Here is a 22,498-nt window from a genome sequence, read left to right on the forward strand (position 1 = left end):
CGGGAATTAGCATTTTAGGATTGGGTTGGCGAAGCGGAAAGTCCCTCTATATCTGAGGAGCCATAGAAGATCATGGCAACTAGAATCACAATAATGATAAACTCTGCAAAAGATTCTCCATCAAACTCACTCACCACAACTATCTCCTTTCGCCACCTGTTAATTATTTATTTTCTGCGAAAAGGCTTGTATCACCTGATCCAACGTCATATTGCCGTTATCATTTAAAAATTTCACCATATTATCGACATTAGTAGGGGCAGATGCTAATGTTTTGTATTTTCCTGTGAGTCCTAAAAATAATGTTGCTTGTCTGTATAAAGTCACGGAATCGACGTTTAGTTTTCCTGTTAGTAGGAGGGCTGCGACTAGGATCTCTACATTTTTTCCTTGAAGTGCTGAAAAGATAGCCGAATTACTGTTTAATCCATTTTTCTTTTGACCGTTAGGGGGGGATTTGGATTTGCGATTCCCGTTCCCATTGCCATTCTTTCCTAAGGAAGCCATTGAATCTTCCTCCCGCCATACACTGCTCCTGCCTGATTTGCATGAAATTTGGGACAAGGGCAGTGGCACTGCACGTGCTCATTAAAATACGTTATGATCATACGATATGCGAACAAGAAAGCTTTGGTTACCATATGGATCACAGTGGTCGAAGGTAGCTGATTGCTATTTCCTGAATTTCTTTTCGCATGTTGGTCCAATTTAGAGTAAACTACAATAAAGCAAGCTAAATGAGCATTTTGCATCAATTCCAGGAGCTTTATCCAATTAGCAATAGATGGACCCTAACGGTTTAGCTCGTATATATTGTACCTTCGAGTATTGAACTTGAATTATGCAAAGTGCTGAAATAGGAGTTGAAATAAGACCATGTCGAATGAAGAAGTATTGTTAACTAAAGAGGGATTAGCCAAGCTGGAGGAAGAGCTCAAGGAACTGAAGACAGTAAAACGCAAGGAGCTAGCCGAACGCCTCAAGTTGGCCATCAGCTATGGAGATCTGAAGGAAAATAGTGAATATCACTCAGCCAAGGACGATCAGGCGTTTATGGAAACACGAATCATGGTCTTGGAAAAAATGTTGACCAAAGCTCGGATAGTGGATGAAAGTAATCTGGATCTTAAAACGGTCAGTATCGGTTCTACTGTTATTCTGAATGACATCGAATTTTCGGAGAAGGTGGAATACAAAGTTGTAAGTCCTGCGGAGGCAGATGTTCTGGACAACAAAATTTCCTATGAGAGTCCTTTAGGTAAGGCACTTTTGGGGAAAGAAGTGGGCAGTATCATTCATGTCGATGCACCTATGGCTGTAATCAAATATGAGTTGCTAGAAATTAAGCTCGCTTAGTCCATTCCCGATTCCCTTTATAAGGGGGCCGGGATTTTTCATTTCTCGCTATTTACATACCATCCCTGCGGAGTGCATTTGCACTCCACAAACTGGAAAGGATTTTTATTGCTTTGCTATCGTATTAAGATCAATCTGTCATTAGGAAGCCGGCTTGCTCCAATGCAGCACAGGCATCATTAATTTTATCTTCATCCGAAGCATGCAAGGTATGCAGGTGGATGCCTCCGGTCAGCTGGGACAAATACGTGGCTTGGGTGGAGCTGATCTTACGTATAAAATCGTCCACTTCTTTGCGAGTTCCGACCCGTATTGGAGCAGTCAGATCTCCATATACTGGATGCTCAACTATAACATCCTGCACACTGACACCGTAGTCTACAATTAGCTTTAATTCTTCTTCTGTTTGTTCAGGTCGGTGATTACACACAATAATACGAGAGGCTAAGGGAGCGGCTTGAGCCGCAGGTTCCATATAAATGTATCCTTGACTCGTTGCAAGTATAGGCTCTTGGCTTGCTTTTAACAGGGAAATATCTTGTACAATTACTTGTCTGGAAACGGAGGACCTGCGTGCCAGCTCGCTCCCGGTCAGCGGTGACTCGCTTTTGAGCCACAATAGCAGCTGTTCGCGGCGATCCGTACCTGACCGTTTTAAAGATTCAGTCAACGGGATAAGCTCCTTTCTTGTCGATGCGTCAGGTCTGTCAAAATATCTACCAGTACATTCAATTCCTCGATGGTGGTTGTCCTGCCGAAAGAAATACGGATAAATTGTAAGGCTTCACGTTCAGATGCTCCAAGTGCCTGTAAGGCAGGTGAAGGATCGTGATGTCCGGCGGCACATGCGCTTCCGGTAGATATACAGACACCGCTGCGATTACATTCCAGCATAACATATTGTCCCTCGTAACCGTGAAAAAAACATCCTACAATATGATGAAGCACTGCTTTTTTTTCGCTTTCCTCTACGACCCAACGTAATGGAATGGATCTTTCCTGAATTTTCGTAATAAAGTATCTTCGCAGGGTAGCATATCGCTCCTGATGCATCTCCATCTGTTCCGTCATCATTTCTGCCGCTGCGACAAAGGCTGCAATCCCAGGAACATTAACTGTACCAGGACGAAATCCGTTTTCATGCAGTGTATCAGGATACACCGGACGCCATGGGGTTCCGGGTCTGAGATATGCAGCACCGACACCTTTGGGGCCATATACTTTATGGCTTGATATAGAGAGTGCATCCACTCCCATGGCTTCTACATCTATGTGAACATTCCCAAATGTTTGTACCGCATCACTGTGCAACATAATACCACGTTCGTGGAGCAGGGGAGACAAGGCAGCAAGATCCTGAATCAGCCCTGTCTCCGAATTGGCGTGTTGTATTGATACAAGCCCGGTGTTGTCTCTAAGATGGGGTACAAGAACTTCACGGGTTATTCGTCCTTCCCGATCCGGTTGTATAATAGTTAGCTCATAGCCCTGATGTTCTAGCAAAGTAGCAAGATTGTACATCGAGTGATGTTCCAAAGCGCTCATAATCCAATGCTTTTTGTCTGGCGGCAGCCCGTTCAGGATTGATTGCACGACCACCATATTGGATTCTGTGCCCCCTGATGTAAAATAGATGCCTTCCTTTTGCCCGCCAATCATTTTTGCCATTCGTTGCCTGCTGTAATCTAGTGTGTAGGCTGCTTGACCGCCTGCATCATGGAGGCTGCTGGCATTTCCGAACATTTCCTTATTCATTACGCTATATATATGCAAAGCTTCGTCACACATGGGTGTGGAAGCGGCGTAGTCCAGGTAAATCACAGCAAATCCTCCCCACTTAAAAATAATTCCATTCCAAAAACTCTTGAGATTATTGTAGGCATGTGTAAATATAGGTGTCAAGACACATGTAAATATGTTTTGTACACATAGCGGTTATCTATTTGTGAGCGAGGGACAGTCAGCCGCAACGATATGGAGGGAATCTAATGTCTATGCTAGACGTTTTACAAGGAAATCGTGGACTTATGCCAGAGCATTATAAAACACTGACGGTTGCTGACATGGAGCAACGCGTAGCCGAGCTGAAACAAAAATGGGGCTCAAAGCTGCTCATTCCGGGCCATCACTATCAGAAAGACGAGGTTATCCAATTTGCTGATATAACAGGAGATTCTCTACAGCTTGCTCAAATGGCGGCACAAAATCAGGAAGCGGAGTTTATTGTGTTTTGCGGGGTTCATTTTATGGCGGAGACAGCGGATATGCTGACTACCGACCGGCAAACCGTTGTTCTGCCGGATATGCGCGCAGGCTGCTCAATGGCAGATATGGCGAATATGGAGCAGACGGAACGAGCGTGGAAGCATTTGCAGGAGTTGGTTGGTGATACGATCATTCCGTTAACATATGTAAATTCCACAGCAGAGATTAAAGCCTTTGTAGGACAGCATGGCGGGGCTACCGTGACTTCTTCGAATGCCAAGCAGGTGCTAGACTGGGCACTGAAACAAAAGGAACGTATTTTATTTTTGCCGGATCAACATTTGGGACGCAATACAGCCCATGATCTTGGAATTCCGCTGGATGAAATGGCTGTATGGAATCCTATGACCGATCAGTTGGAGACTGAACGAAACCCGGCAACCGTAAAAATCGTTCTATGGAAAGGGCATTGTTCAGTTCATGAAAAGTTTACGGTAGATCATATTCGCAACGTCCGTGAACGCGATAAAAATATCCGAGTCATCGTTCATCCCGAATGCTCTTATGAGGTTGTACAACTCGCAGATTGTGCTGGCTCCACCAAATTCATCATCGATACGATCCGTGCGGCAGAGCCGGGAACCCGTTGGGCCGTTGGCACAGAGATGAATCTCGTGCAACGAATTAGACAGCAGTACCCTGAACAGCAGATTGAATCGCTCAATCCCGATATGTGTCCTTGTCTGACCATGAACCGGATCGATCTTCCGCATTTGCTGTGGGCAATGGAACAGATTGATCGGGGAGAGCCTGTAGGCGTAATTCGGGTGGATGCTCAGATCAGACAGGACGCTGTACAGGCACTGAATCGTATGCTTGCTATACGTTAAGTTTTTACCGTTACGTAGAGCGTACTTTCTTGTGTAATCCGACCTCTATCTCTATTTAAAGATTAGTCGATTGTCCGGTTTCGTGCTATAATTGTAGCAACATACCGAAGGAGGTGAATCCCTTGTTTGAGCTTCAGGACCTACTCCCCTATTTGCTTACGATCGGCTTGCTGTGCACAGTGACATATACGTATCTTGCTCATTTGCATGGCAGCGTAGCTGAATGCTGGGTCGAAGGCGGCCCCGTTCGCTCGCATGCTTCTCCACTGATGCCGATGTCTGCCCGCGGACAGGACATGCCTGTCCGGCTAGCACGTCACATTCGGCGGAAGGAAGCGCCAGATGAAGATGCTTCCGATTGTTCCCCCTTGTTGAGAAATGGCACAGCCAATCAACGAGGAGGAACATATGAAACGATTCAAGGGATTCACTTTTTGGGGTAAACAAGAACGGATATTGGGTTTAATCGTAGCGTTGGCAGTGGTCATGCTGCTGTCTGGTTGTGGTGCGAATGCTGCGGAGATTAATGCACAGACACCTGGTTTTTTTAATCATTACGTGGTATTCCCACTTTCTTGGCTCATTCAGCATTTGGCGGAATGGTTTGGTGGAAGTTTTGGGCTGGCGATCATGACTTTGACATTCATTGTCCGTCTGGCCTTATTGCCGCTAATGATGCGTCAAACGCGTGCCCAGCAGGGTATGAAGCGCAAGATGAGCGCTATGCAGCCCGACTTGGACCGAATTAAAAAGAAGTATGAGAATAAAAAAGATACCACCAGCCAGCAGAGTATGCAGCAGGAAATGATGGCGCTGTACAAAGAGCATCAATTCAATCCGCTCAATATCGGTTGTCTGCCTATTCTCATTCAGCTCCCGATTTTAAGCGGTATGTATACTGCCATCCGACTCACGCCGGAGTTGGCGTCTCATTCCTTCTTATGGTTCCGGCTCGGACAGCCGGATTGGATTCTGGCAATTGTCGTCGCAGTTGTATACTTGGCACAGGCTAAGCTTTCTCAGCAACAGATGACGGCTGACCAGCGCAAGCAATTTGCTATTATGGGTTATCTTTCACCGATTATGATGGCGGTCTTTTCCTTCAACGCTCCTGCGGCCATGCCTTTATATTGGACCGTAAGCGGCACCTTTTTGCTGCTTCAATCGCTGTGGTTCCGCAAACGCTATCCAATTGAAGAAGCAGAGAATAAGATTAAACTTGGTGAAGTCACGCCAACCTAATAAGAAGATGCTATTTGTTTGACATAGAATTGTGTTAGCAGTGTCTCACATGCAATGACAGATGCCATTCGAGCCAATAAGGCTTGAGTGGTGTCTTTTTTTGTGCTGTTTTTTTCACTATATTTCGCTTGCGGTTTTGTAATCATTATGAAATCCTTATATCAATATTCATAAAGTTAGGAGAGACTAAATGGAAAATTCAACAACCATTGAATGGTATGAAAATCAAATAAGGGAAGACGGCTGTTTTTGCATGAGAAGCATGCAAAAAGCACCGGGATATGTACAAAAACTAAATTGGACAGAAAAAGAATTCACTCAAAGTTTGACTTACATACAATTGAGAAAAGACAATAAACCAGCAGGATTTATAGAGTATGCATCGGGTGAACAAGCATGGAGAGCTGTTTATGCGGATGGATATCTAGTAATTCATTGTATCTGGATTGCTGTAACCGGCTTGGGATTAGGCTCACAGCTTATTCAACGCTGCATTCAAGATGCTATTACGTTGGGGAAGAAGGGAGTGGCAGTCGTTACAAATATAGATACCTCCTGGGCGCCAGGTCCCGAAATTTTTCTGAAAAACGGATTTCGGCATGTGGAGGATGCTCCATATTCTTTTCAGTTGTATGTTTATAGGTTTAATCAAGAGCATTCAGATCCTTATTTTCCTAATAATTGGGTTCAACGTCTGGATCGTTTTAGTGAAGGCTTAACCATTTTACGAACTCATCAATGCCCTTATCTGGAAATAGCCACGCACAATGCGATTGAAGCAGCTGAGACTGTGGGGATACAACCAGAGATTATTGATATACGAGATCGTTCACAACTCATGGAACTGTCTCCGACACCGTATGGCGTATTTCACGTGATCTGTAATGGGGAATTGATTTCATATCACAGGATGACTCCTCGTTCTTTTGCCAAAAAGCTAACCATGCTTTATTCTAAAAGCTAATCTTTTTATGAAATGATACAAGAAAAGTGGGTAAAGTAAATACATGGACGATGTGAATGCTGCATTTTGTTTGATCACGGGATGAATTTCATGGAGGACCTCTAAAAAATGAAGCAAATATATACAAAGCTACCGATTTCCGTGGCTCTACTTACATGTATAGTATGTGCCCTTGGTTTTGGCTTAATCGCATTATGGGTTAGCGACCAGCAAGTACGGCATTTTGACCACAAGATCATTACGGCTATTGGACAACTGGAATCGCCTTTCATGACACGTCTTATGAAATGTTTCACTATTATCGGCAGCGGGCTTCCAGTGGTAATCATCATTTTAATTGCCATGTTCGTGCTCTATAGTGTATTGGGACACCGACGAGAATTACTTTTTTTAGCGGTTGCTGTGCTGGGATCAGTGCTGTTGAATACGGTACTAAAAATGCTATTTCGGCGTGCGAGGCCTGAAATCAACCGTATTATCGAAGCGAATGGATATAGCTTTCCAAGCGGACATTCCATGACCGCTTTCAGTATGTATGCGGCGCTGACGTTTTTATTGTGGAAGCACGTTCCTTCCAGGATAGGTCGTATCCTTCTTGTTGTGCTCAGTAGCCTACTAATTGTAACGATCGGGACAAGCCGCATTTATTTGGGTGTTCATTATCCGAGTGACGTTGTGGGTGGCTATTTCATGAGTGGTTGCTGGATGGCGGCTTGCATTTGGTTCTACCAGCGGTATGAAGAACGAATGCTACCACTTCGTACCAAATCGACTGCATAATGAGTGCATAAATCATGAGGCTAAAAAAGCAGACGCATTAGCGTCTGCTTTTTATTTGCACAGAGGAAGTAGATTGGGTCATCTTTGTTCTCGTCTGTTCTACATGCTTTATTCCTAGCTTCTGCTCCCATTTTTCATAAAAAATAATAGCTGCTTGGATGAAGATGCCTGGAAGCTTCCGACTGCGAATGAATTTGTGAACACCAACTGCGCAACCTGCCCCAATGAGCACCCCTGCCAAAATATCTGAAGGATAATGCACACCGGTCCATACGCGGGATATCGCAATAAGCACAGCCAAGACAATCCAGAGGACACGATATTTTTGATGATGAAGCCATAGAATTGCTGCCAAAGCAAAAGCTCCAAGTGCATGGTTACTCGGAAATGAAGCATTGGGATCATGATGAATCAGCTGAATGACAGAGTGTCCGACAAAAGGCCGATCTCTGTAAAACAAATGTCCAAGACACCAGCTAATTGTAAAACCGATACAAACCGTTATAACGGCTTCTAAAACCATCATCCGATGCGGCATTTTAAAGGTGAACCAGTATAGCAGTAAAGCCACTCCAAATAAATACGGTGCATATTGCGCCAAGAAACGCATAGTTCCATTCAAAAAGGCGAGGTGATTAGCCAATTCATTGATCCAGTGAAACAAAGCAAAGTCTACATTAATTAACATGAATAAATTACTCCTTAACCTCAAAAAATTAAATTACAAAGTTATATTATAGAGCGACTATACGGATAAAAGCTTAAAATCAAATAAAAAATGAATGGTATGTGCATTGCTTATTAGTTTTCTCTATAAAAAATAGGTGGTTTTGCAATGGAAAAGTCGGTGCTGGTCATTGATGATGAAGTGAAGATATCCAGATTGCTTCAACTGGAGTTATCCCACGAAGGATATGCGGTTGAAATTGCACAGACGGGAAAAGAAGGATTGGAAAAAGCACTATCCCTTACATGGGATATTATCATACTGGATGTGATGCTGCCCGAGATGAACGGTGTCGAGGTTCTGAAGCAGATTCGAAAAGTGGACAATCATACCCCGGTAATTATGGTCACTGCACGTAACACGACTCCTGAAAAAGTTTCAGGTCTGGATGAAGGAGCTAATGATTACATTACAAAGCCCTTTGAAATTGAGGAATTATTAGCGCGGATGCGGGCCAGTATGAGAAATCAGTTGGAGCCGGCAGCTACTACTTCGCAAAAAGAGGAAAAGCAGCAGTCCAAACTTCAAGTCGATAGCCTGGTGTTGGAACCCAAGACGCGGTCCGTGGTAAGGGAAGGAAAACGTATCGAACTTACGCCCAAAGAATTTGATCTGCTTCTCTATCTGATGGAGCACAAAAATCAGGTATTGCATCGGGATCAAATGATTCAGGATGTGTGGGGGTTTGATTTTGTCGGTGATACGAATGTGGTAGATGTATATATCCGGTATGTTCGCAAAAAAATTGATCATGGATACAAAAAGAAACTGATTAAAACCGTTCGCGGTGTTGGGTACTGTATCCGGGAGGAAGAGCATTGAAGCTGCGGACCAAAATTACCCTGCTTAGTTCTATTTTAGTGATGACGATTCTCCTGTTTGTGGACGTCACGGTTCATCTATTATTTGTCAAAATTGCTACTCGTAATGAAAGAGAAGTGCTACAAAATAAATGGACCGAAATCATTGCCGAAACAGGAGCTACGATGATTCTGAAAAATGCTTGGGGGTCCAAGTTGAAAGATGAACTTTCTGCGGACACCATTCTGAGGGTATTTGATCAGCAATCTCGTCTTTTGTATGAAGTAAGCCGTCAGTCCCGCTTTAAGCTGAACGATATACATTTTAACCTTTCTCAAAGCTCTCAACTAACGGATCTACAGGATCATAAAATCCTGATTATCCATCTTCCAGTGCTTTCACCAGAAGGTAATCAAAAGGGGACACTGGAGATCGTAGAAAAATGGGATGCCCTCGAAAACAATCTCGATATCTTAAATACAATTCTTATCACATCGACTGTTGGAGCTATGTTGCTCAGTCTGGTGGGCAGCACGATTTTGGCAAATGCGATATTGCTGCCCATTGCCAGTAGTATTCAAACGATGCAGGAAATCGAAAGAAGCTTGAAATTCAAAAAAATTCCTGCTGGCAGTCCTAATCAAGATGAATTATCCCAAATGACCGCTACTTTTAATCGAATGATGGAGAGATTGGAAGAAAGCTTTCAGAGCCAGCAGCAGTTTGTTTCCGACGCCTCACATGAACTGAATACGACATTGATGATTATTGAGGGCTATGCCAACATGCTGCGGCGGTGGGGTACGCGTGACGAGGACATACGTAAGGAATCGATTGAATCGATCTATGAAGAAACTCAGCGAATGCGTACGATGACGCAGCAATTGCTGACATTGGCCTCCTCACAGCAGCAAGATTCCGAACCGTATGAGCGGGTAGAGCTAGTCGGTTGTTGTCAACAGGTGGTAGCACATCTCAAGCCTGTACATGAGCGCCAAATTTCTATTTTTACAGAAGAGAAGGAAATTTGGCTGGATGCTAATCTTGCAAAAATCAAGCAGTTACTAGTCATCTTGCTGGATAATGCGTTAAAGTATAGCTCGGAAGAAATCGAAATATGGTTATCTACAGATGAAAAAGATGTCCACCTCCGCGTTAAGGATTACGGAATTGGCATTCCTGAGAGTGAGATCAAGCGTGTCTTTGAACGATTTTATCGGGTAGACAGCTCCAGACATCGTAAAACCGGAGGAACCGGGCTTGGGTTACCGATTGCCAAGGCAATAACAGATGCTCACCAGGGTACGATACGCATGGAAAGCGCAGAAGGCGAAGGGACGGATGTCATCGTTACGCTGCCTCAAAAACAACAGGAAAGGCTGTCCCTCCAGTAGACATCTCTACTCAAAGGAACAGCCTTTTTAATGTTATTTGTAAGTTATGCATTCGGTGGATGGGAGATCATCCAGAATGATCCTAAAGGACACGACGTGCTGTTGTGTAATGGGAGCTCCACCATCCCGAATTTAGATTGGTAACCGTTACGCCGCCTTTACCAAACGTATGCAGAATTTTCCCGTCTCCCATGTAAATGGCTACATGATGAATTGGCGCATAGAAAAAGACTAAATCGCCTTTTTTAAGCTGACTACGCGGTACATAAGTGCCCACAGTTGACTGCTGTTTGGACGAACGTGGAAGCTTGATTCCATTTTGTGCAAAAACATACTGAGTGAACGAAGAGCAATCAAAAGAGCTTGTACTGCCAGCTGGAGCTCCATGTTCATAACGGACGCCCATATACTGGGAGCCTTTTGAGATAATCCGATCAGCTTTACTTGTCGAAGCGGCATGAGTGGTGTCTGGTCCAACAACGAAGCTTCCAGCGCTCAGTGCCAAAGTCATCGTAAAGCAAATACCCATCCACAATTTTTTAGAAGTACGTTTCATATATAATTTCCTCCGTTATTCGTATTGTGTTGATGTCCTGAAATGACAATAACACAAATAAAATATCCGGAATTTACCACTCATGGTTACAATCCTGTTACCCCAACGTTTTGCACTGCTTTATTAGAAAACGATGAGAATTTTCTCCTTAACTTTAGCTTGACAAATTAAATAACTCCCCCTTATGACTAGGCTCGTATGACAAAAAGCGACTTGCAGACGATTGGCACAAGCAATCATGCAAAACATACATACCTATATACTACAATTTATAACCTGCACGGGAGTATGCTCAGATTCCCGTTGACATCGTAAAGATCACACCGTATTTCCGGTCAGGAAGGGGAATTCGTATGGCTTCAAAGCAGAGCAAAGCATTCAAAAACCGACCTTTAAACATTGTGCAGGTCATATCCAACTATCCCGATGCACAGCCTGTTCCCTCCATCAAGGGCGGAACGGAAAAGGTCGTGCATGAATTAACAGAGGAATTAGTGAGACGAGGGCATCATGTATCTCTTTTTGCCGCCCGTGGGAGCAGGAGCAGCGCGCGGTTGATTACTTATCCCAAGGGTTTGAAACATAGTCAGATCCCCCAATATGTACTTCGGCATATGCCTTCCGGCACACATATCATTCATGACCATACCTTTCGTTCTGCTGTAGCGCGTAGGAAGCTGCCCTGCTCATCATTGTGTACCGTTCATCTTCCAGTGAGAAGACACGGTAAAAACCCGGTATATGTCAGTAAACGAGCACGTCAGCTGATGGGCGGGGGCAAAGGATTTTATATCTATAACGGCATCAACACGCATGAATACGAGTTCAGCAGTGAGAAGCGCAGCTACTTGCTGTTCATGGGCAGAATTATACCGGATAAAGGTGTATTGCAGGCCATTCAGGTTGCAGAGCGAACAGGAAAAAGACTGCTTATTGCGGGTCCCATCAAAGCCCCTGTATTTTTTCGCCGAGAGATTCAGACACGAATTCAGCGCAATCCGAATATACGCTATGTGGGACCAGTTGGGGGTGATCGGAAACAGAAGCTTCTGAAACATGCAGAGTGTCTGTTGTTTCCATCACTGTGGGAAGAACCGTTCGGACTTGTAATGGTAGAGGCTATGGCTTGTGGAACACCGGTGCTGGCATTAAAAAATGGCTCTGTTCCCGAGGTGCTATTAGGCTTTCCGCAGTTGATTTGCAAATCAGTTGGACAAATGGCACGAAAGGCACAGCAAAAGAATTACCCGTCACCCGCGCAGCTTCGATTGTATGTTAGCCAAAGATTTACCAACAAACAGATGACTAGCAACTACTTGAGACTATACCGTGAAATCATTCGTCGGCGAGAACAGAAGAGAGGACACCGAAAGCCTATACGGAGGTGAAGGGGATGCAGGTCAAACGATATATGCTTGGAAAGGGCTCTTCTTGGGCGACACCTTATTATGTAGCCATAGAGGGACAACAAGGTCCGTGTGCGATGGTGGTTGCAGGCATACATGGTAATGAAATAGCAAGTATACGTGCGGCTGAGAAACTGGTAAAGCTTTTGAATGAGCAAAAGCTGAGATTCAGCCATGGTAAGCTTATTATTGTGCCAATTGTGAATCAAAAGGCTTACCGCAAGCAGATTAGAGGAAAACCGGATCTGAATCGAACCTTTCCGCGCCGGAAAAAGCAGGCGGCAACACAACCGCTTTCCACTGCTCTATTCAAATTATTACAAAAGCATCACCCTGATTGGTATCTTGACTTGCATGAGGCGAATGGATTATCACAAAAGGATGCCAAGGTGCTTGGCCAAACGCTGATCTCCAATAAGGGCAACCCGATAATTCCCACGACGCGCCGGATTATTAAGCGAATGAATCGCTCGATCAAGGTGAAAGACCGCCATTTCAACATGCGGTTGCATGAGCTCCCAGGTTCCTCTCGTACCGCTGCAGCCCGTATTTTAGGGGCACGTGCGGTAACCGTGGAAACAGGGTGGAGCCTGCCCCAGAAAGAACGCATACACTATCAGATGAAGATCGTGCAGCACTTTTTAAGAGAGGCCGGGATGATTAAGGCCAACAAGGTTTATTTATCTGGCAAGGTTAGAACGGTTTCCTTATGAGATGTAATATTACAAAAAAAAATCGCTTCATGAGCAAAGGATGTTACTCACCTTGCTCAAGAGCGATTTTTTTGATGTGTGATCTTCGTGCAGAAATCGATCTGTTTAGATGTTATAACTCCGTGTTGCAGGAATCGGATTTATAGAAGGCGCTCACCAAACTGTTACCTAGGCGAACCTCGATTAGTTCCAGTTTTGAATCCAGATCGGCGCGGATCGTGTGATACGTATCGACCGGAATGCTAAATACAGAGCCGCTTGCCGCAGCAAAGCGTTCTCCGTTCAGCATAACCTCTCCCCGACCGGATACGATCGTCCATACTTTAAGTCCGCTGCCGTGAATACGTCCATTCAAGCGATGATCCGGCAACACCGTTAGTCGTATAGCTAATATGTCATTTGGACTTCGGTGCTCAAATTCGTCCAGCACCCGGTAACTGCCCCAAGAGGTTTCACCATGCATGGGGTGAAGTTGGAGTTTGCCTAGCTGTTCCTTGATCGCGTGGGCATGGCTTTTGGATGCAATGAGAATACCGTCAAGGCTTGCAGCAGCAATAATATCCTCCACACCAATGACATGAAGTGGATAGGGCAGCTCATTGACGATGTGTGTGCCGTGAGTTTGACCACTGATTTGTCCACGCCCGATCACTCGGCTTCCTAGCTGCTCTGTTAAGGTCTGCCAGTTGCCGATGTCGTGCCATTCGCCCTCGTAAGGCAGGACAACGGCCCGTTCAGTACGCTCCGCAATCTCCTCATCGAAACTGCGAACCGGGAGGGTATCATACATTGCGCACAGTTCTTTATCGTTCAGCGGCAATTGACTTTGCTCCATACAGGACAGCATATATCGTAACGTAAAAGCATAAATACCGCAGTTCCACAGTGCGCCTTGGTTAATAAGCTGCTGCGCCCCAGAGAGATCCGGCTTTTCAGTGAAGCGAGCAACTTGTGCATAAGCCGATTTCCCTTCCTGCCTCATTTGCAGACCCGGAACGACATAGCCATATTGGTCTGAGGCATGGGTAGGCCTTGTCCCAAGCATAGCTAGATCGGCTCCGCTCTCGAGCAATAGACCGGAGAGCGCTGCTATGCTGTGGAAGAAGTCGTCGCCTGCAAACATATCTGCTGGAGCAATACAGAGAACTTCATCCAGCCCCATGCCTCTTGTGTGAAAATAAGCAGCAGCGAGTGCAGCAGCTGTGAAGGTTCCCCGTTTAGCCGGCTCGCCAAGAACAGGCAGACGACCTTCTGTATGGCGAAAGGCTAGATTTACCTGACTCCGATGAGCCAGAAGCAGGGCAGAGGAATCTAGTCCGGCTAAGGTAAGCTGACGATACACCCGGCCGAGCATAGATTCCTGCTGCCCGTCAGGAGCGGGCAACAACCGGAGAAACAGCTTTGACCGAATATCATTGGATAATGGCCACAGCCGTTTTCCGGCACCACCGCATAACAATACGATGCGCACAGACGTTTCCTCCTTCAATGCAAATCCATTAGATTGCATCAACAATTGCGGGATTTTCTATTTTAGGAACTATTTCAATGAAGATTGAATCCTTGTTTGTGGAGCTAGCTGGTACACTTTGCGTTGATGAAAAGATAAGGAGCGGTAGCTTTGGGCATAGATATCCAATTGTTTTTGTGACAGCGAAGAAGCACGACTATGAAGCGCTTTATTTAATGACTTGCGCAAAATCATCCGAGAGGGCTGATTGCTGTATAGATAGTTGGCATACGTTTCATATTCGGAAAATCCAAACTGTTTTGTCCGGTCTATACTTTGAATAATGGCGTTGTACCAAGGTTTCCCATGCTTGGCCTCAATAACTTGCTTGAGCTGGGTGAGCCGTGTTTTTTCAAAAAGCATATAGTGAGTGACAAAGGACTTTGGTGAGGGAGCTTTAGCACCCATCAGCTTACGGTAAGTTCGAAAATACTCAGGTTGACTCCAGCTGCGATAGTAAAAAATTGTTTTTCCGTCTTTACGGAACGTATGTGGACGAATCAAAATGGTGTCCGCATCTATGACGAGAAAAAAAGACGATTTACTGATTTTGTCGCCATTCATTTTGAGCAATTGCTGATACAGCCAGCCTGAGCGATCCCAGCGCGTTGTTCCGTAATGAATATGCTTTTTAGTGATGGGCAACACCGTTTTTTCGTCTATAAATGTACACTTTTTGTTTGCACATAGACGGCGAAGTTTGGTGCTTTGCGGTGAAACGATATAGATGGTTGCAATTCGGTGCTGCACGTGACGGCGCAGACTGTCAATTACTAGTGGTAGTGTAGCCAGATCTTTTTCAATTGCGGGGATTAGAACATCGATTGAGAGGGAACCCTTCTGTAGCCCATCGGATTGCGCAGACATGTTATTCACTCCCTATACGTGTAAATATACGCTACCGGTATCTCATATTATTGTATGCCTGGACAGGCGCTTTCGACCGGGCAAGGCCAACTGTCTAATTCTGTGTAGAAGAGGGCGAATGGAGCTTCGAATGGGGTTTTGGCGCATACGATAGATTGATCTTTTTTAACAGGAGCGTTCTACCCTGAGAGTAGAGAGGAGAGGGGCAAGTGAATTCTTCACAAGCGCAGGCGTTGCGTAGCAAATGGCATAAAACCCAATTGTTGCTCCAGCATGGCAGTATCAAGCCTTTTGTACCTGAAACCCGTAAATACAGCAAAATAACTGTGAAATCAATGTTGGAGAAGTATGGGATGGTCTATGTAAAGCCTGATCGAGGTACCTTTGGCAAAGGTGTGATGAAAGTCGAACAGGAGGCAGGTCAGCGCTTCGCCTACCAATATGAGGAAAAACGTCTGGAATTCAAACAGTTGGATGCACTGATTACCAGCCTATCGAAACACATGGGTAAAAAAAGTTATCTCATTCAAAAGGGAATTCATTTACTGCGCCATCAAAATCGTTATTTTGATATCCGGGTCATGGTGCAGCGTAATGCAAAAGGGACATGGGAATCTACCGGAATTATTGGACGCTTGGGCCATCCCCGTAAAATCGTGACCAATTATCATAGTGGTGGTAAGCCGATGGCCTTGGAACAGCTACTGAAATCCCATTTATCGCAAAGTAAGCAGGCTGAGCTGGTTAAGAAGCTCAATGAACTGGGGATTACCATTGCCACACAACTACAAAAAACATATCCGAATTTCCGGCAAATTGGTGTGGACATTGGATTGGATCATCGCTTTATCCCGTGGATCATTGAGGTGAACACGAAGCCAGACCCATACATTTTTAACCAATTGACAGATAAGTCTATGTACCGAAAAGTATTAAGCTATTGGCGACTGGCTAATGAAAAAAAGAAAGTTATAGTCCCAAGCAAGGATAAGAAGAATAACGACAAGAATAAAGATAAACATGCAAATAAAGCTGATCATACAAATAAAGAAACTAAATCAATTAAAGAAACTAAATCAAAAAAAGGATGAATTGTTTATGATTCATCCTTTTTCTCTTGCCTATTTACCCTAATCCTAACCGCGAGGGGGCGATTCGGACATAGTTTGATGAAAAAAATGGACAAATTTGATCTTTTTAACATTAAAAGTATATAATAGACCTGCACAGCATCAATAAGTGAATAAAGACATATGGGAAGAATGATTTTAAGGAGGAATCGCGATGAAATCATTTAAGTATGCTTTGGAGAAAAAGGAACCCAGAACCGGGCCAGGGGGTATCACACGTGGGGCTTCAGTCCATGATTTCCCTGTATCAGAAGGAATAGCAGGGGTTTCGATGCGTCTGGAGCCGGGTGGAATGCGCGAGCTTCACTGGCATGCCAATGCAGCTGAATGGGCCTATGTGATTAGCGGTTCCTGTCGGACAACTGTTATCCATCCAGACGGTACTTCCTATGTCGATATTTTTAACCCCGGTGATGTATGGTATTTCCCGCGTGGTTATGGTCACTCCATTCAAGGTCTTGGTCCTGGAGAGTGTCATTTTATCCTGATTTTCGATAATGGTGATTTTTCGGAGGACCATACGTTCAGCATTACTGATTTTATCGCTCAGACTCCCGCAGATGTTGTCATGCAGAATCTCGGATTTGCAGCCGACGAGCTCGCTCTTTTGCCAAAGAAGGAAGCTTATTTTGCAAAAGGGCCTATCCCATCTACCGCATCTCATGATGCATATCCGCGCATTTCTTCTGATCTGATTACTAAACACCGCTATCCTTTAATGGCCAAACAGCCCAGATTGGCACCGGGTGGAGGGACTCAGCGGACCGTTACAGTAGAAGATTTTCCTATTTCTTCGACGATGGCCGGATCTGTAATTGGACTGGAGCCGGGCGGATTGCGAGAAATGCACTGGCATCCCAATGCGGATGAATGGCAGTACTATTTGGACGGCAAAGCAGAAATGACTGTATTTCTGGCAGAAGGGAATGCAGTGACAGAGCAGTTTGAGGCCGGAGATGTAGGGTATGTACCTATGGGAGCCGGGCATTATATTAAAAATACCGGATCGGACGTATGCCGTATTTTGATTGGTTTTAACAGTGGTCATTACGAGGCCATTGATTTGAGTGAGTGGATGGCTGGCAACCCTGTTGATGTATTGGCAACGAATCTGAGCCTTCCTCGAGAAATAGCGCATAAACTACCTCATAAATCGGTCTTCATCACTCCGAAATCTTAAATCTTAAATCTTAAATCTTAAAACAACTAAAATGCCCGCTTAGACTACCTTATTCCAAGTTAGCCTAAGCGGGCTATTGAACTTGATTCTATTACTATTAGTTTTGTAGAAAGCAATATAGTGAATTTAAAATTGAACAACCTGCAACCCTGTGCTATTCTTATACGAAAGTGAAGATTAACGTAGCAAACGTGATATATTATTACGCCTATAAACATCTGATGATACGATGTATAGAAGGGATGTACAGCCATGAATTCTGTCATTGAGCTTAACAATGTAAGCTGGAAGAGAGATAACCGTACCATACTGGATCAAATCAATTGGCAGGTATCTGAGGGAGAGCATTGGGCTGTACTCGGCTTGAATGGATCAGGCAAAACAACGATGCTCAATATGATTAATGGCTACATATGGCCAACCACAGGTAGTGTCAGTGTATTGGGTCATACTTTTGGGGATGTAGATCTGAGGGAATTGCGCAAATCTATTGGTTGGGTCAGTTCCTCTTTACAGGAAAGGATTAATGGAAGCCAGCGTACACAGGATGTCGTCATCAGCGGTAAATTTGCCTCCATTGGACTGTATGACCAGACGACGGATATAGATTATGAACAGGCCGTTCAGCTTATGAGCCAACTGGGCTGTGCTCATCTCGTCGATCGGTTGTATCAGGGATGCTCACAGGGAGAAAAGCAAAAAGTGCTTATTGCTCGCGCGTTAATGGCCTCGCCCAAGCTGTTGATTTTGGACGAGGCGTGCAACGGGTTGGATTTTTTCTCTAGAGAAGCATTATTGGATAGCGTTCGTCAGCTGTCCGAGACGCCGGGTTCTCCCAATTTATTGTATGTTACACACCATATTGAAGAAATTTTACCGATGTACACACATACGATTCTGATTCGCCGGGGTACGGTGTTTGCCAAAGGTAAAACGACTGATATCCTGAGCAGTGAAACGCTTAGTACTTTTTTTGAAACGTCTGTGCAAGTAGACTGGAGACAGGATCGTGCATGGCTCTCTATGGTGTAGAGAGCCTTTTGTCCGTCTAACCTGCTACCAGCATAATCAGAATGGGCAGAACCAGGAATGAGGCAAGCGTGCTCCACAGGATGCAGGTGGAGACCAGTTTTGGCGATGCATTAAATTTTTCGGCTAAAATGACTGCATTCACAGCCACTGGCATGGAGGCCAGAATGAAGAGAACGGAGAACAAAAGACCTGAAATTCCCAGTATCAGCATGGCAAGACAAGCCGCGAGCGGGGAAAGCAGAAGTCGGATTGTTAGTCCTGCGTAGCTGGCTTTTTTAATAGATGGCTCCAGCTTGAGTATTTTCACATAAGCCATTTGGGTACCCAGAATCGCCAGCACAACCGGAGAATAAGCAGCTGCAATCATTGAGACGCTCGATTGAATGCCGGAGGGCAGATGCCAATCCAGTGCTCGAAGTCCCAGTGCGAGAAGAGCCGCATAAATTGCAGGGAGAGAAAATACCGACTTCACGGCACTTTGAACAGAAAATTCAGAGCGGGCTGCAAAATAAACGCCAATAGTATTGACCATAATCATTTGGATGACGACATATACAGAGGCTTTATCAAGACCAAGCTGCCCAAAGGCAAGTAAAATGAGCGGCAACCCATAATTTGCACTATTGGTCAGTGTGGAGATTAAGGTGAGCCCAGCCGTTTCCGGGGCGCTCAGCCCAAAGATTTTTCCTGCTAATTGTGCAATTCCCCACAATAGCAGCAGGTTGAGTAATGAAAAAGCGGCTGTCTGTGTCACATCATGCCAGGAAAGCTGCGCTTTGAGCAGTGTGTCCAGAATCATGGCAGGACTTAAAAAATATAAGTACAAAGTCGAGAGCGGTTTTGTTTCCAGCTTCATGAATTTGCCGAGTAAAAATCCGGCAATCACCGGAATGGACAGCGGAACGATAACGGATAAAAGAGTTGAAAGTACGATTTGAATCATGAATTCCACCCATCCTTTCTGTAATGACATTTTCCATTATAAGGTGCTACTTTTGAGTCCGTCCAAGATGGATAAACAATTAAGGTTATAGGTATATACTATGAAGGTTAACGCACTTATTCTGAGAACAACAAAAGGGATGTCCACAGCCATGTTGAACGGCTAGTAGGAACATCCCTTTTATGTGAAACCGAGTATTCTAATGGTTTAAGCAGAAGCCATAGTTTTTGCTTTGGTTCGGCATTCGTCAGAGCAATAGTGTTGATGCTGTTCTTCGCAGTCTGGGCACACGATATGTTGGAGATTGCAGACCGGGCAGTTAATATAATGATCGTTTGGCGTTTCACAGTGATAGCATTGACCGACAATAACGTCTTCATCCGTATGGTTGATCCGAACCGAAATCCGTTCGTCAAACACATAGCATTTACCGTCAAACAAACGCCCTTGTACTTCAGGGTCCTTGCTGTAAGTCACAATGCCGCCATCCAACTGGCCTACATCGTCAAAGCCTTCTTTAATCAGCAGACCGGACAGCTTTTCGCAACGAATACCTCCAGTACAGTATGTCAGGATTTTTTTATCCTTAAATTGAGTCATATTATCGCGAATCCATTGTGGAAATTCACGGAACGATTCAACTTCGGGGCGAATGGCTCCGCGGAAATGACCGATGTCATATTCGTAGTCGTTACGACCGTCCAGAACCACGACATCTTCATCTTGAAGCTGTTCATAAAACTCCTTTGGTGACAGACGCTTGCCGCTAATTACATTAGGGTCCAGCTCGTCCTCATGACGTAGCGTAACCAGTTCCTGGCGATGACGTACAAATATTTTCTTGAACGCATGACCGTCAGACTCATCTATTTTAATAACGATATCGTGGAATTTCGGATTGGCGCGCAAATCACGGATATACTGCTCCGTTTGCTCTACTGTACCGGACAGTGTTCCGTTGATTCCTTCCTCAGCAATCAAGATTCTTCCCTTGACGCCCAGCTCTTTGCAGTAAGCCAGATGCTCTGCCGTAAAGGTGGCAGGATCTTCAATATTGACATATTTGTAAAACAACAAAATTCGATAAGCATGTTCACACATGTAAAATCACCCTCTGATTCAAGTCAAAGTTTTTTAACAAGCAAGTTTAAATGTACCACATTCTTTAAGTTAGTCAACATAAATGTATAAAAAGTGGAAATGAAAAAGATGACGAGCGACAAAAGTAAGGGGTTACATTATAATGGTATTGTGGGGTTGATGAGATTTGCGGTAACAGGTTGAGGCCTAACAGATGAAAGGATGAATTCAATGGAACATCTTTTGACAGCGCATACACCACCTATGGGATGGAATAGCTGGGATTGCTATGGCGCAGCAGTAAGGGAAGAGGAAGTACGGGGAAATGCTCAATATATAGCGGAGCACCTGAAGGAGTATGGATGGGAATATGTAGTGGTGGATATTCAATGGTATGAGTCGGGAGCAGTATCTTCACAGTACCGACCATTTGTTCCATTGGAAATGGATTCATTTTCACGTCTGATTCCAGCGGTGAATCGGTTCCCTTCGGCAGCAGACGGTCGTGGGTTCCATGCTCTTGCAGAATATGTGCATAGTTTGGGATTGAAATTCGGGATACATATTATGAGGGGCATCTCTAGACAGGCGGTTCATCAGGATACCCCGATTTTGGGAACTACAGCTACGGCCAGACAAATTGCACATCCTAACTCTATTTGTCCTTGGAACACAGATATGTATGGGGTAGATGCATCCAAGGAAGGCGCACAGGAGTATTATAATTCTTTGTTTGACCTGTATGCGGAATGGGGTGTCGATTTTGTCAAAGTAGATGACATTGCTGCATCACGTCTCTATGGTATTCATTTGGCGGAAATCGAATTGATTAAGCGGGCTATCGCCCAATGCGGACGTCCGATGGTGTTAAGTCTTTCGCCTGGTCCCGCACCGCTGGAACATGCATCTGATTTAATCGCAAATGCGAATATGTGGCGTATGACTGATGATTTCTGGGATGTATGGCCTTTACTGCATGGTATGTTCGAGCGTTGCGAGAAATGGGCGGGACATGTAGGTCCAGGTCACTGGCCGGATTGCGACATGTTGCCACTGGGGCATCTGGGAATTCGTTCGGTAGATTCAGTAGATTCCGGCAGTCATGATCGTTGGACACGCTTTACGAAGGATGAGCAGCTGACGATGATGACCTTATGGAGCATTTTCCGGTCTCCACTGATGTTCGGAGGAGAACTGCGTGATAATGACGCATGGACACTTTCATTGCTGACGAACAAAGAAGTGCTCGATGTTCATCACAACGGTGTGAATGCGCGACAGGTCTACAGAAAGGATGAACATATCGTTTGGACTTCTCACAATGAGGAAGGTCACGTATATGCGGCTTTATTTAATGTTGGAGATGAAGCTTCAACAGTCCGTGTATCCCTACAGGAGCTTGGAATTGAAGGGCAGGCAAGTGCCAGAGACTTGTGGAACCATGTGGATTTAGGTGTTATAGTGCAGGAACTGTCCGCAGATTTACCCCCTCATGGAGCTGCTCTATTCTCTATAAAATAACAGGATGCTAGGAAGAAGGATCTAAGCTGCAAGTTCAGTTCTAGTCATCTTATCGTAAAGTGGAGGGTATCTTTACGATGAGGTGACTTTTTTAGCATGTGTAACTTTTTGATATTTTAACGGACTCGACATGATTCTTGGGAATTTGACATTTAGAACATGTTAGGTTTATAGAGTGCCTATTTCTGCACAAATTTAAAT

Annotated in this window: 23 protein-coding genes; 14 read left to right on the top strand and 9 right to left on the bottom strand. The window is 44.6% G+C overall.

The window, feature by feature from the left end:
* Positions 1 to 159: 159 nt before the first annotated feature.
* Positions 160 to 507 carry a hypothetical protein gene (locus ACH59B_RS11580; RefSeq protein ID WP_025364774.1) on the bottom strand — a complete coding sequence of 116 codons (348 nt, stop codon included), beginning with the start codon at positions 505 to 507 and terminating at the stop codon, positions 160 to 162.
* A 369-nt stretch (positions 508 to 876) separates the two neighbouring features.
* Here ACH59B_RS11580 and greA point away from each other — a divergent pair, with 369 nt between their 5' ends.
* Entirely contained in the window at positions 877 to 1,356 is a 480-nt protein-coding gene (gene greA / locus ACH59B_RS11585) for a transcription elongation factor GreA (protein WP_016818942.1), read from the top strand.
* Positions 1,357 to 1,486: 130 nt separating this feature from the next.
* Here the strand turns inward: greA and ACH59B_RS11590 are convergent, their stop codons facing one another.
* Both ACH59B_RS11590 and ACH59B_RS11595 read right to left on the bottom strand, forming a co-directional pair.
* Positions 1,487 to 2,026, bottom strand: a complete 540-nt coding sequence (locus ACH59B_RS11590; RefSeq protein WP_016818943.1) for a transcription repressor NadR — start codon at positions 2,024 to 2,026, stop codon at positions 1,487 to 1,489.
* Positions 2,023 to 3,177, bottom strand: a complete 1,155-nt coding sequence (locus tag ACH59B_RS11595; protein WP_016818944.1) for an IscS subfamily cysteine desulfurase — start codon at positions 3,175 to 3,177, stop codon at positions 2,023 to 2,025. Before ACH59B_RS11595 ends, ACH59B_RS11590 begins: the two co-directional genes overlap by 4 nt.
* A gap of 167 nt (positions 3,178 to 3,344) precedes the next feature.
* Here ACH59B_RS11595 and nadA point away from each other — a divergent pair, with 167 nt between their 5' ends.
* The 5 genes from nadA to ACH59B_RS11620 all read left to right on the top strand — a co-directional run bounded on the left by nadA (position 3,345) and on the right by ACH59B_RS11620 (position 7,437).
* On the top strand, positions 3,345 to 4,451 hold the full coding sequence (gene nadA / locus ACH59B_RS11600) for a quinolinate synthase NadA (protein ID WP_016818945.1): 1,107 nt from the start codon (positions 3,345 to 3,347) through the stop codon (positions 4,449 to 4,451).
* A 113-nt stretch (positions 4,452 to 4,564) separates the two neighbouring features.
* Positions 4,565 to 4,894: a hypothetical protein gene (locus ACH59B_RS11605; RefSeq protein ID WP_228552613.1), complete on the top strand. Its 330-nt coding sequence runs from the start codon at positions 4,565 to 4,567 to the stop codon at positions 4,892 to 4,894.
* Positions 4,860 to 5,693: a membrane protein insertase YidC gene (gene yidC / locus ACH59B_RS11610; protein ID WP_016818947.1), complete on the top strand. Its 834-nt coding sequence runs from the start codon at positions 4,860 to 4,862 to the stop codon at positions 5,691 to 5,693. Before ACH59B_RS11605 ends, yidC begins: the two co-directional genes overlap by 35 nt.
* Positions 5,694 to 5,883: 190 nt before the next feature.
* Positions 5,884 to 6,657, top strand: a complete 774-nt coding sequence (locus ACH59B_RS11615) for a GNAT family N-acetyltransferase (protein WP_016818949.1) — start codon at positions 5,884 to 5,886, stop codon at positions 6,655 to 6,657.
* A 108-nt stretch (positions 6,658 to 6,765) separates the two neighbouring features.
* Positions 6,766 to 7,437 (top strand): phosphatase PAP2 family protein, encoded by a 672-nt coding sequence (locus ACH59B_RS11620; RefSeq protein WP_016818950.1) that lies wholly within the window; start codon positions 6,766 to 6,768, stop codon positions 7,435 to 7,437.
* 37 nt (positions 7,438 to 7,474) lie between these two features.
* On the opposite strand, the gene ACH59B_RS11625 is transcribed toward ACH59B_RS11620, so the two are convergent.
* Complete coding sequence (locus ACH59B_RS11625; RefSeq protein ID WP_016818951.1) at positions 7,475 to 8,125, bottom strand: undecaprenyl-diphosphatase; 651 nt, start codon at positions 8,123 to 8,125, stop codon at positions 7,475 to 7,477.
* Between the two features lie 147 nt (positions 8,126 to 8,272).
* Here ACH59B_RS11625 and ACH59B_RS11630 point away from each other — a divergent pair, with 147 nt between their 5' ends.
* Both ACH59B_RS11630 and ACH59B_RS11635 read left to right on the top strand, forming a co-directional pair.
* On the top strand, positions 8,273 to 8,986 hold the full coding sequence (locus ACH59B_RS11630) for a response regulator transcription factor (RefSeq protein ID WP_016818952.1): 714 nt from the start codon (positions 8,273 to 8,275) through the stop codon (positions 8,984 to 8,986).
* Positions 8,983 to 10,359: a cell wall metabolism sensor histidine kinase WalK gene (locus ACH59B_RS11635; RefSeq protein WP_016818953.1), complete on the top strand. Its 1,377-nt coding sequence runs from the start codon at positions 8,983 to 8,985 to the stop codon at positions 10,357 to 10,359. Before ACH59B_RS11630 ends, ACH59B_RS11635 begins: the two co-directional genes overlap by 4 nt.
* A gap of 82 nt (positions 10,360 to 10,441) precedes the next feature.
* Here ACH59B_RS11635 and ACH59B_RS11640 read toward each other — a convergent pair whose 3' ends face one another.
* Complete coding sequence (locus tag ACH59B_RS11640) at positions 10,442 to 10,915, bottom strand: C40 family peptidase (protein WP_016818954.1); 474 nt, start codon at positions 10,913 to 10,915, stop codon at positions 10,442 to 10,444.
* Between the two features lie 353 nt (positions 10,916 to 11,268).
* On the opposite strand from ACH59B_RS11640, the gene ACH59B_RS11645 reads away from it, so the two are divergent.
* Entirely contained in the window at positions 11,269 to 12,303 is a 1,035-nt protein-coding gene (locus ACH59B_RS11645) for a glycosyltransferase (RefSeq protein WP_016818955.1), read from the top strand.
* Positions 12,304 to 12,308: 5 nt separating this feature from the next.
* Positions 12,309 to 13,034 carry a succinylglutamate desuccinylase/aspartoacylase family protein gene (locus ACH59B_RS11650; RefSeq protein ID WP_016818956.1) on the top strand — a complete coding sequence of 242 codons (726 nt, stop codon included), beginning with the start codon at positions 12,309 to 12,311 and terminating at the stop codon, positions 13,032 to 13,034.
* Between the two features lie 112 nt (positions 13,035 to 13,146).
* Here the strand turns inward: ACH59B_RS11650 and ACH59B_RS11655 are convergent, their stop codons facing one another.
* Both ACH59B_RS11655 and ACH59B_RS11660 read right to left on the bottom strand, forming a co-directional pair.
* The gene (locus ACH59B_RS11655; protein WP_016818957.1) at positions 13,147 to 14,505 is read right to left on the bottom strand and encodes a sugar phosphate nucleotidyltransferase; all 1,359 of its coding nucleotides are present in this window, start codon (positions 14,503 to 14,505) and stop codon (positions 13,147 to 13,149) included.
* A gap of 69 nt (positions 14,506 to 14,574) precedes the next feature.
* Positions 14,575 to 15,411 (bottom strand): DUF6492 family protein, encoded by an 837-nt coding sequence (locus tag ACH59B_RS11660; protein WP_016818958.1) that lies wholly within the window; start codon positions 15,409 to 15,411, stop codon positions 14,575 to 14,577.
* A gap of 209 nt (positions 15,412 to 15,620) precedes the next feature.
* Between ACH59B_RS11660 and ACH59B_RS11665 the strand changes: the two genes are divergently transcribed.
* The 3 genes from ACH59B_RS11665 to ACH59B_RS11675 all read left to right on the top strand — a co-directional run bounded on the left by ACH59B_RS11665 (position 15,621) and on the right by ACH59B_RS11675 (position 18,753).
* Positions 15,621 to 16,502 carry a YheC/YheD family protein gene (locus ACH59B_RS11665; RefSeq protein ID WP_016818959.1) on the top strand — a complete coding sequence of 294 codons (882 nt, stop codon included), beginning with the start codon at positions 15,621 to 15,623 and terminating at the stop codon, positions 16,500 to 16,502.
* A 193-nt stretch (positions 16,503 to 16,695) separates the two neighbouring features.
* Positions 16,696 to 17,721: a cupin domain-containing protein gene (locus tag ACH59B_RS11670; RefSeq protein ID WP_045245203.1), complete on the top strand. Its 1,026-nt coding sequence runs from the start codon at positions 16,696 to 16,698 to the stop codon at positions 17,719 to 17,721.
* Between the two features lie 252 nt (positions 17,722 to 17,973).
* The gene (locus ACH59B_RS11675; protein ID WP_045245202.1) at positions 17,974 to 18,753 is read left to right on the top strand and encodes an ABC transporter ATP-binding protein; all 780 of its coding nucleotides are present in this window, start codon (positions 17,974 to 17,976) and stop codon (positions 18,751 to 18,753) included.
* 16 nt (positions 18,754 to 18,769) lie between these two features.
* Here ACH59B_RS11675 and ACH59B_RS11680 read toward each other — a convergent pair whose 3' ends face one another.
* Both ACH59B_RS11680 and ACH59B_RS11685 read right to left on the bottom strand, forming a co-directional pair.
* On the bottom strand, positions 18,770 to 19,696 hold the full coding sequence (locus tag ACH59B_RS11680; protein WP_045245201.1) for an AEC family transporter: 927 nt from the start codon (positions 19,694 to 19,696) through the stop codon (positions 18,770 to 18,772).
* Positions 19,697 to 19,903: 207 nt separating this feature from the next.
* A complete protein-coding gene (locus ACH59B_RS11685) occupies positions 19,904 to 20,797 on the bottom strand; it encodes a rhodanese-related sulfurtransferase (RefSeq protein ID WP_017428505.1) in 894 nt (297 codons plus the stop codon).
* A gap of 210 nt (positions 20,798 to 21,007) precedes the next feature.
* On the opposite strand from ACH59B_RS11685, the gene ACH59B_RS11690 reads away from it, so the two are divergent.
* Positions 21,008 to 22,297: a glycoside hydrolase family 27 protein gene (locus ACH59B_RS11690; protein ID WP_031463461.1), complete on the top strand. Its 1,290-nt coding sequence runs from the start codon at positions 21,008 to 21,010 to the stop codon at positions 22,295 to 22,297.
* The last annotated feature ends 201 nt before the right edge of the window (positions 22,298 to 22,498 follow it).

The organism is Paenibacillus sp. DP01 (genome assembly GCF_044784315.1).
In the GTDB taxonomy this organism is placed as follows: Bacteria; Bacillota; Bacilli; order Paenibacillales; family Paenibacillaceae; genus Paenibacillus; species Paenibacillus polymyxa.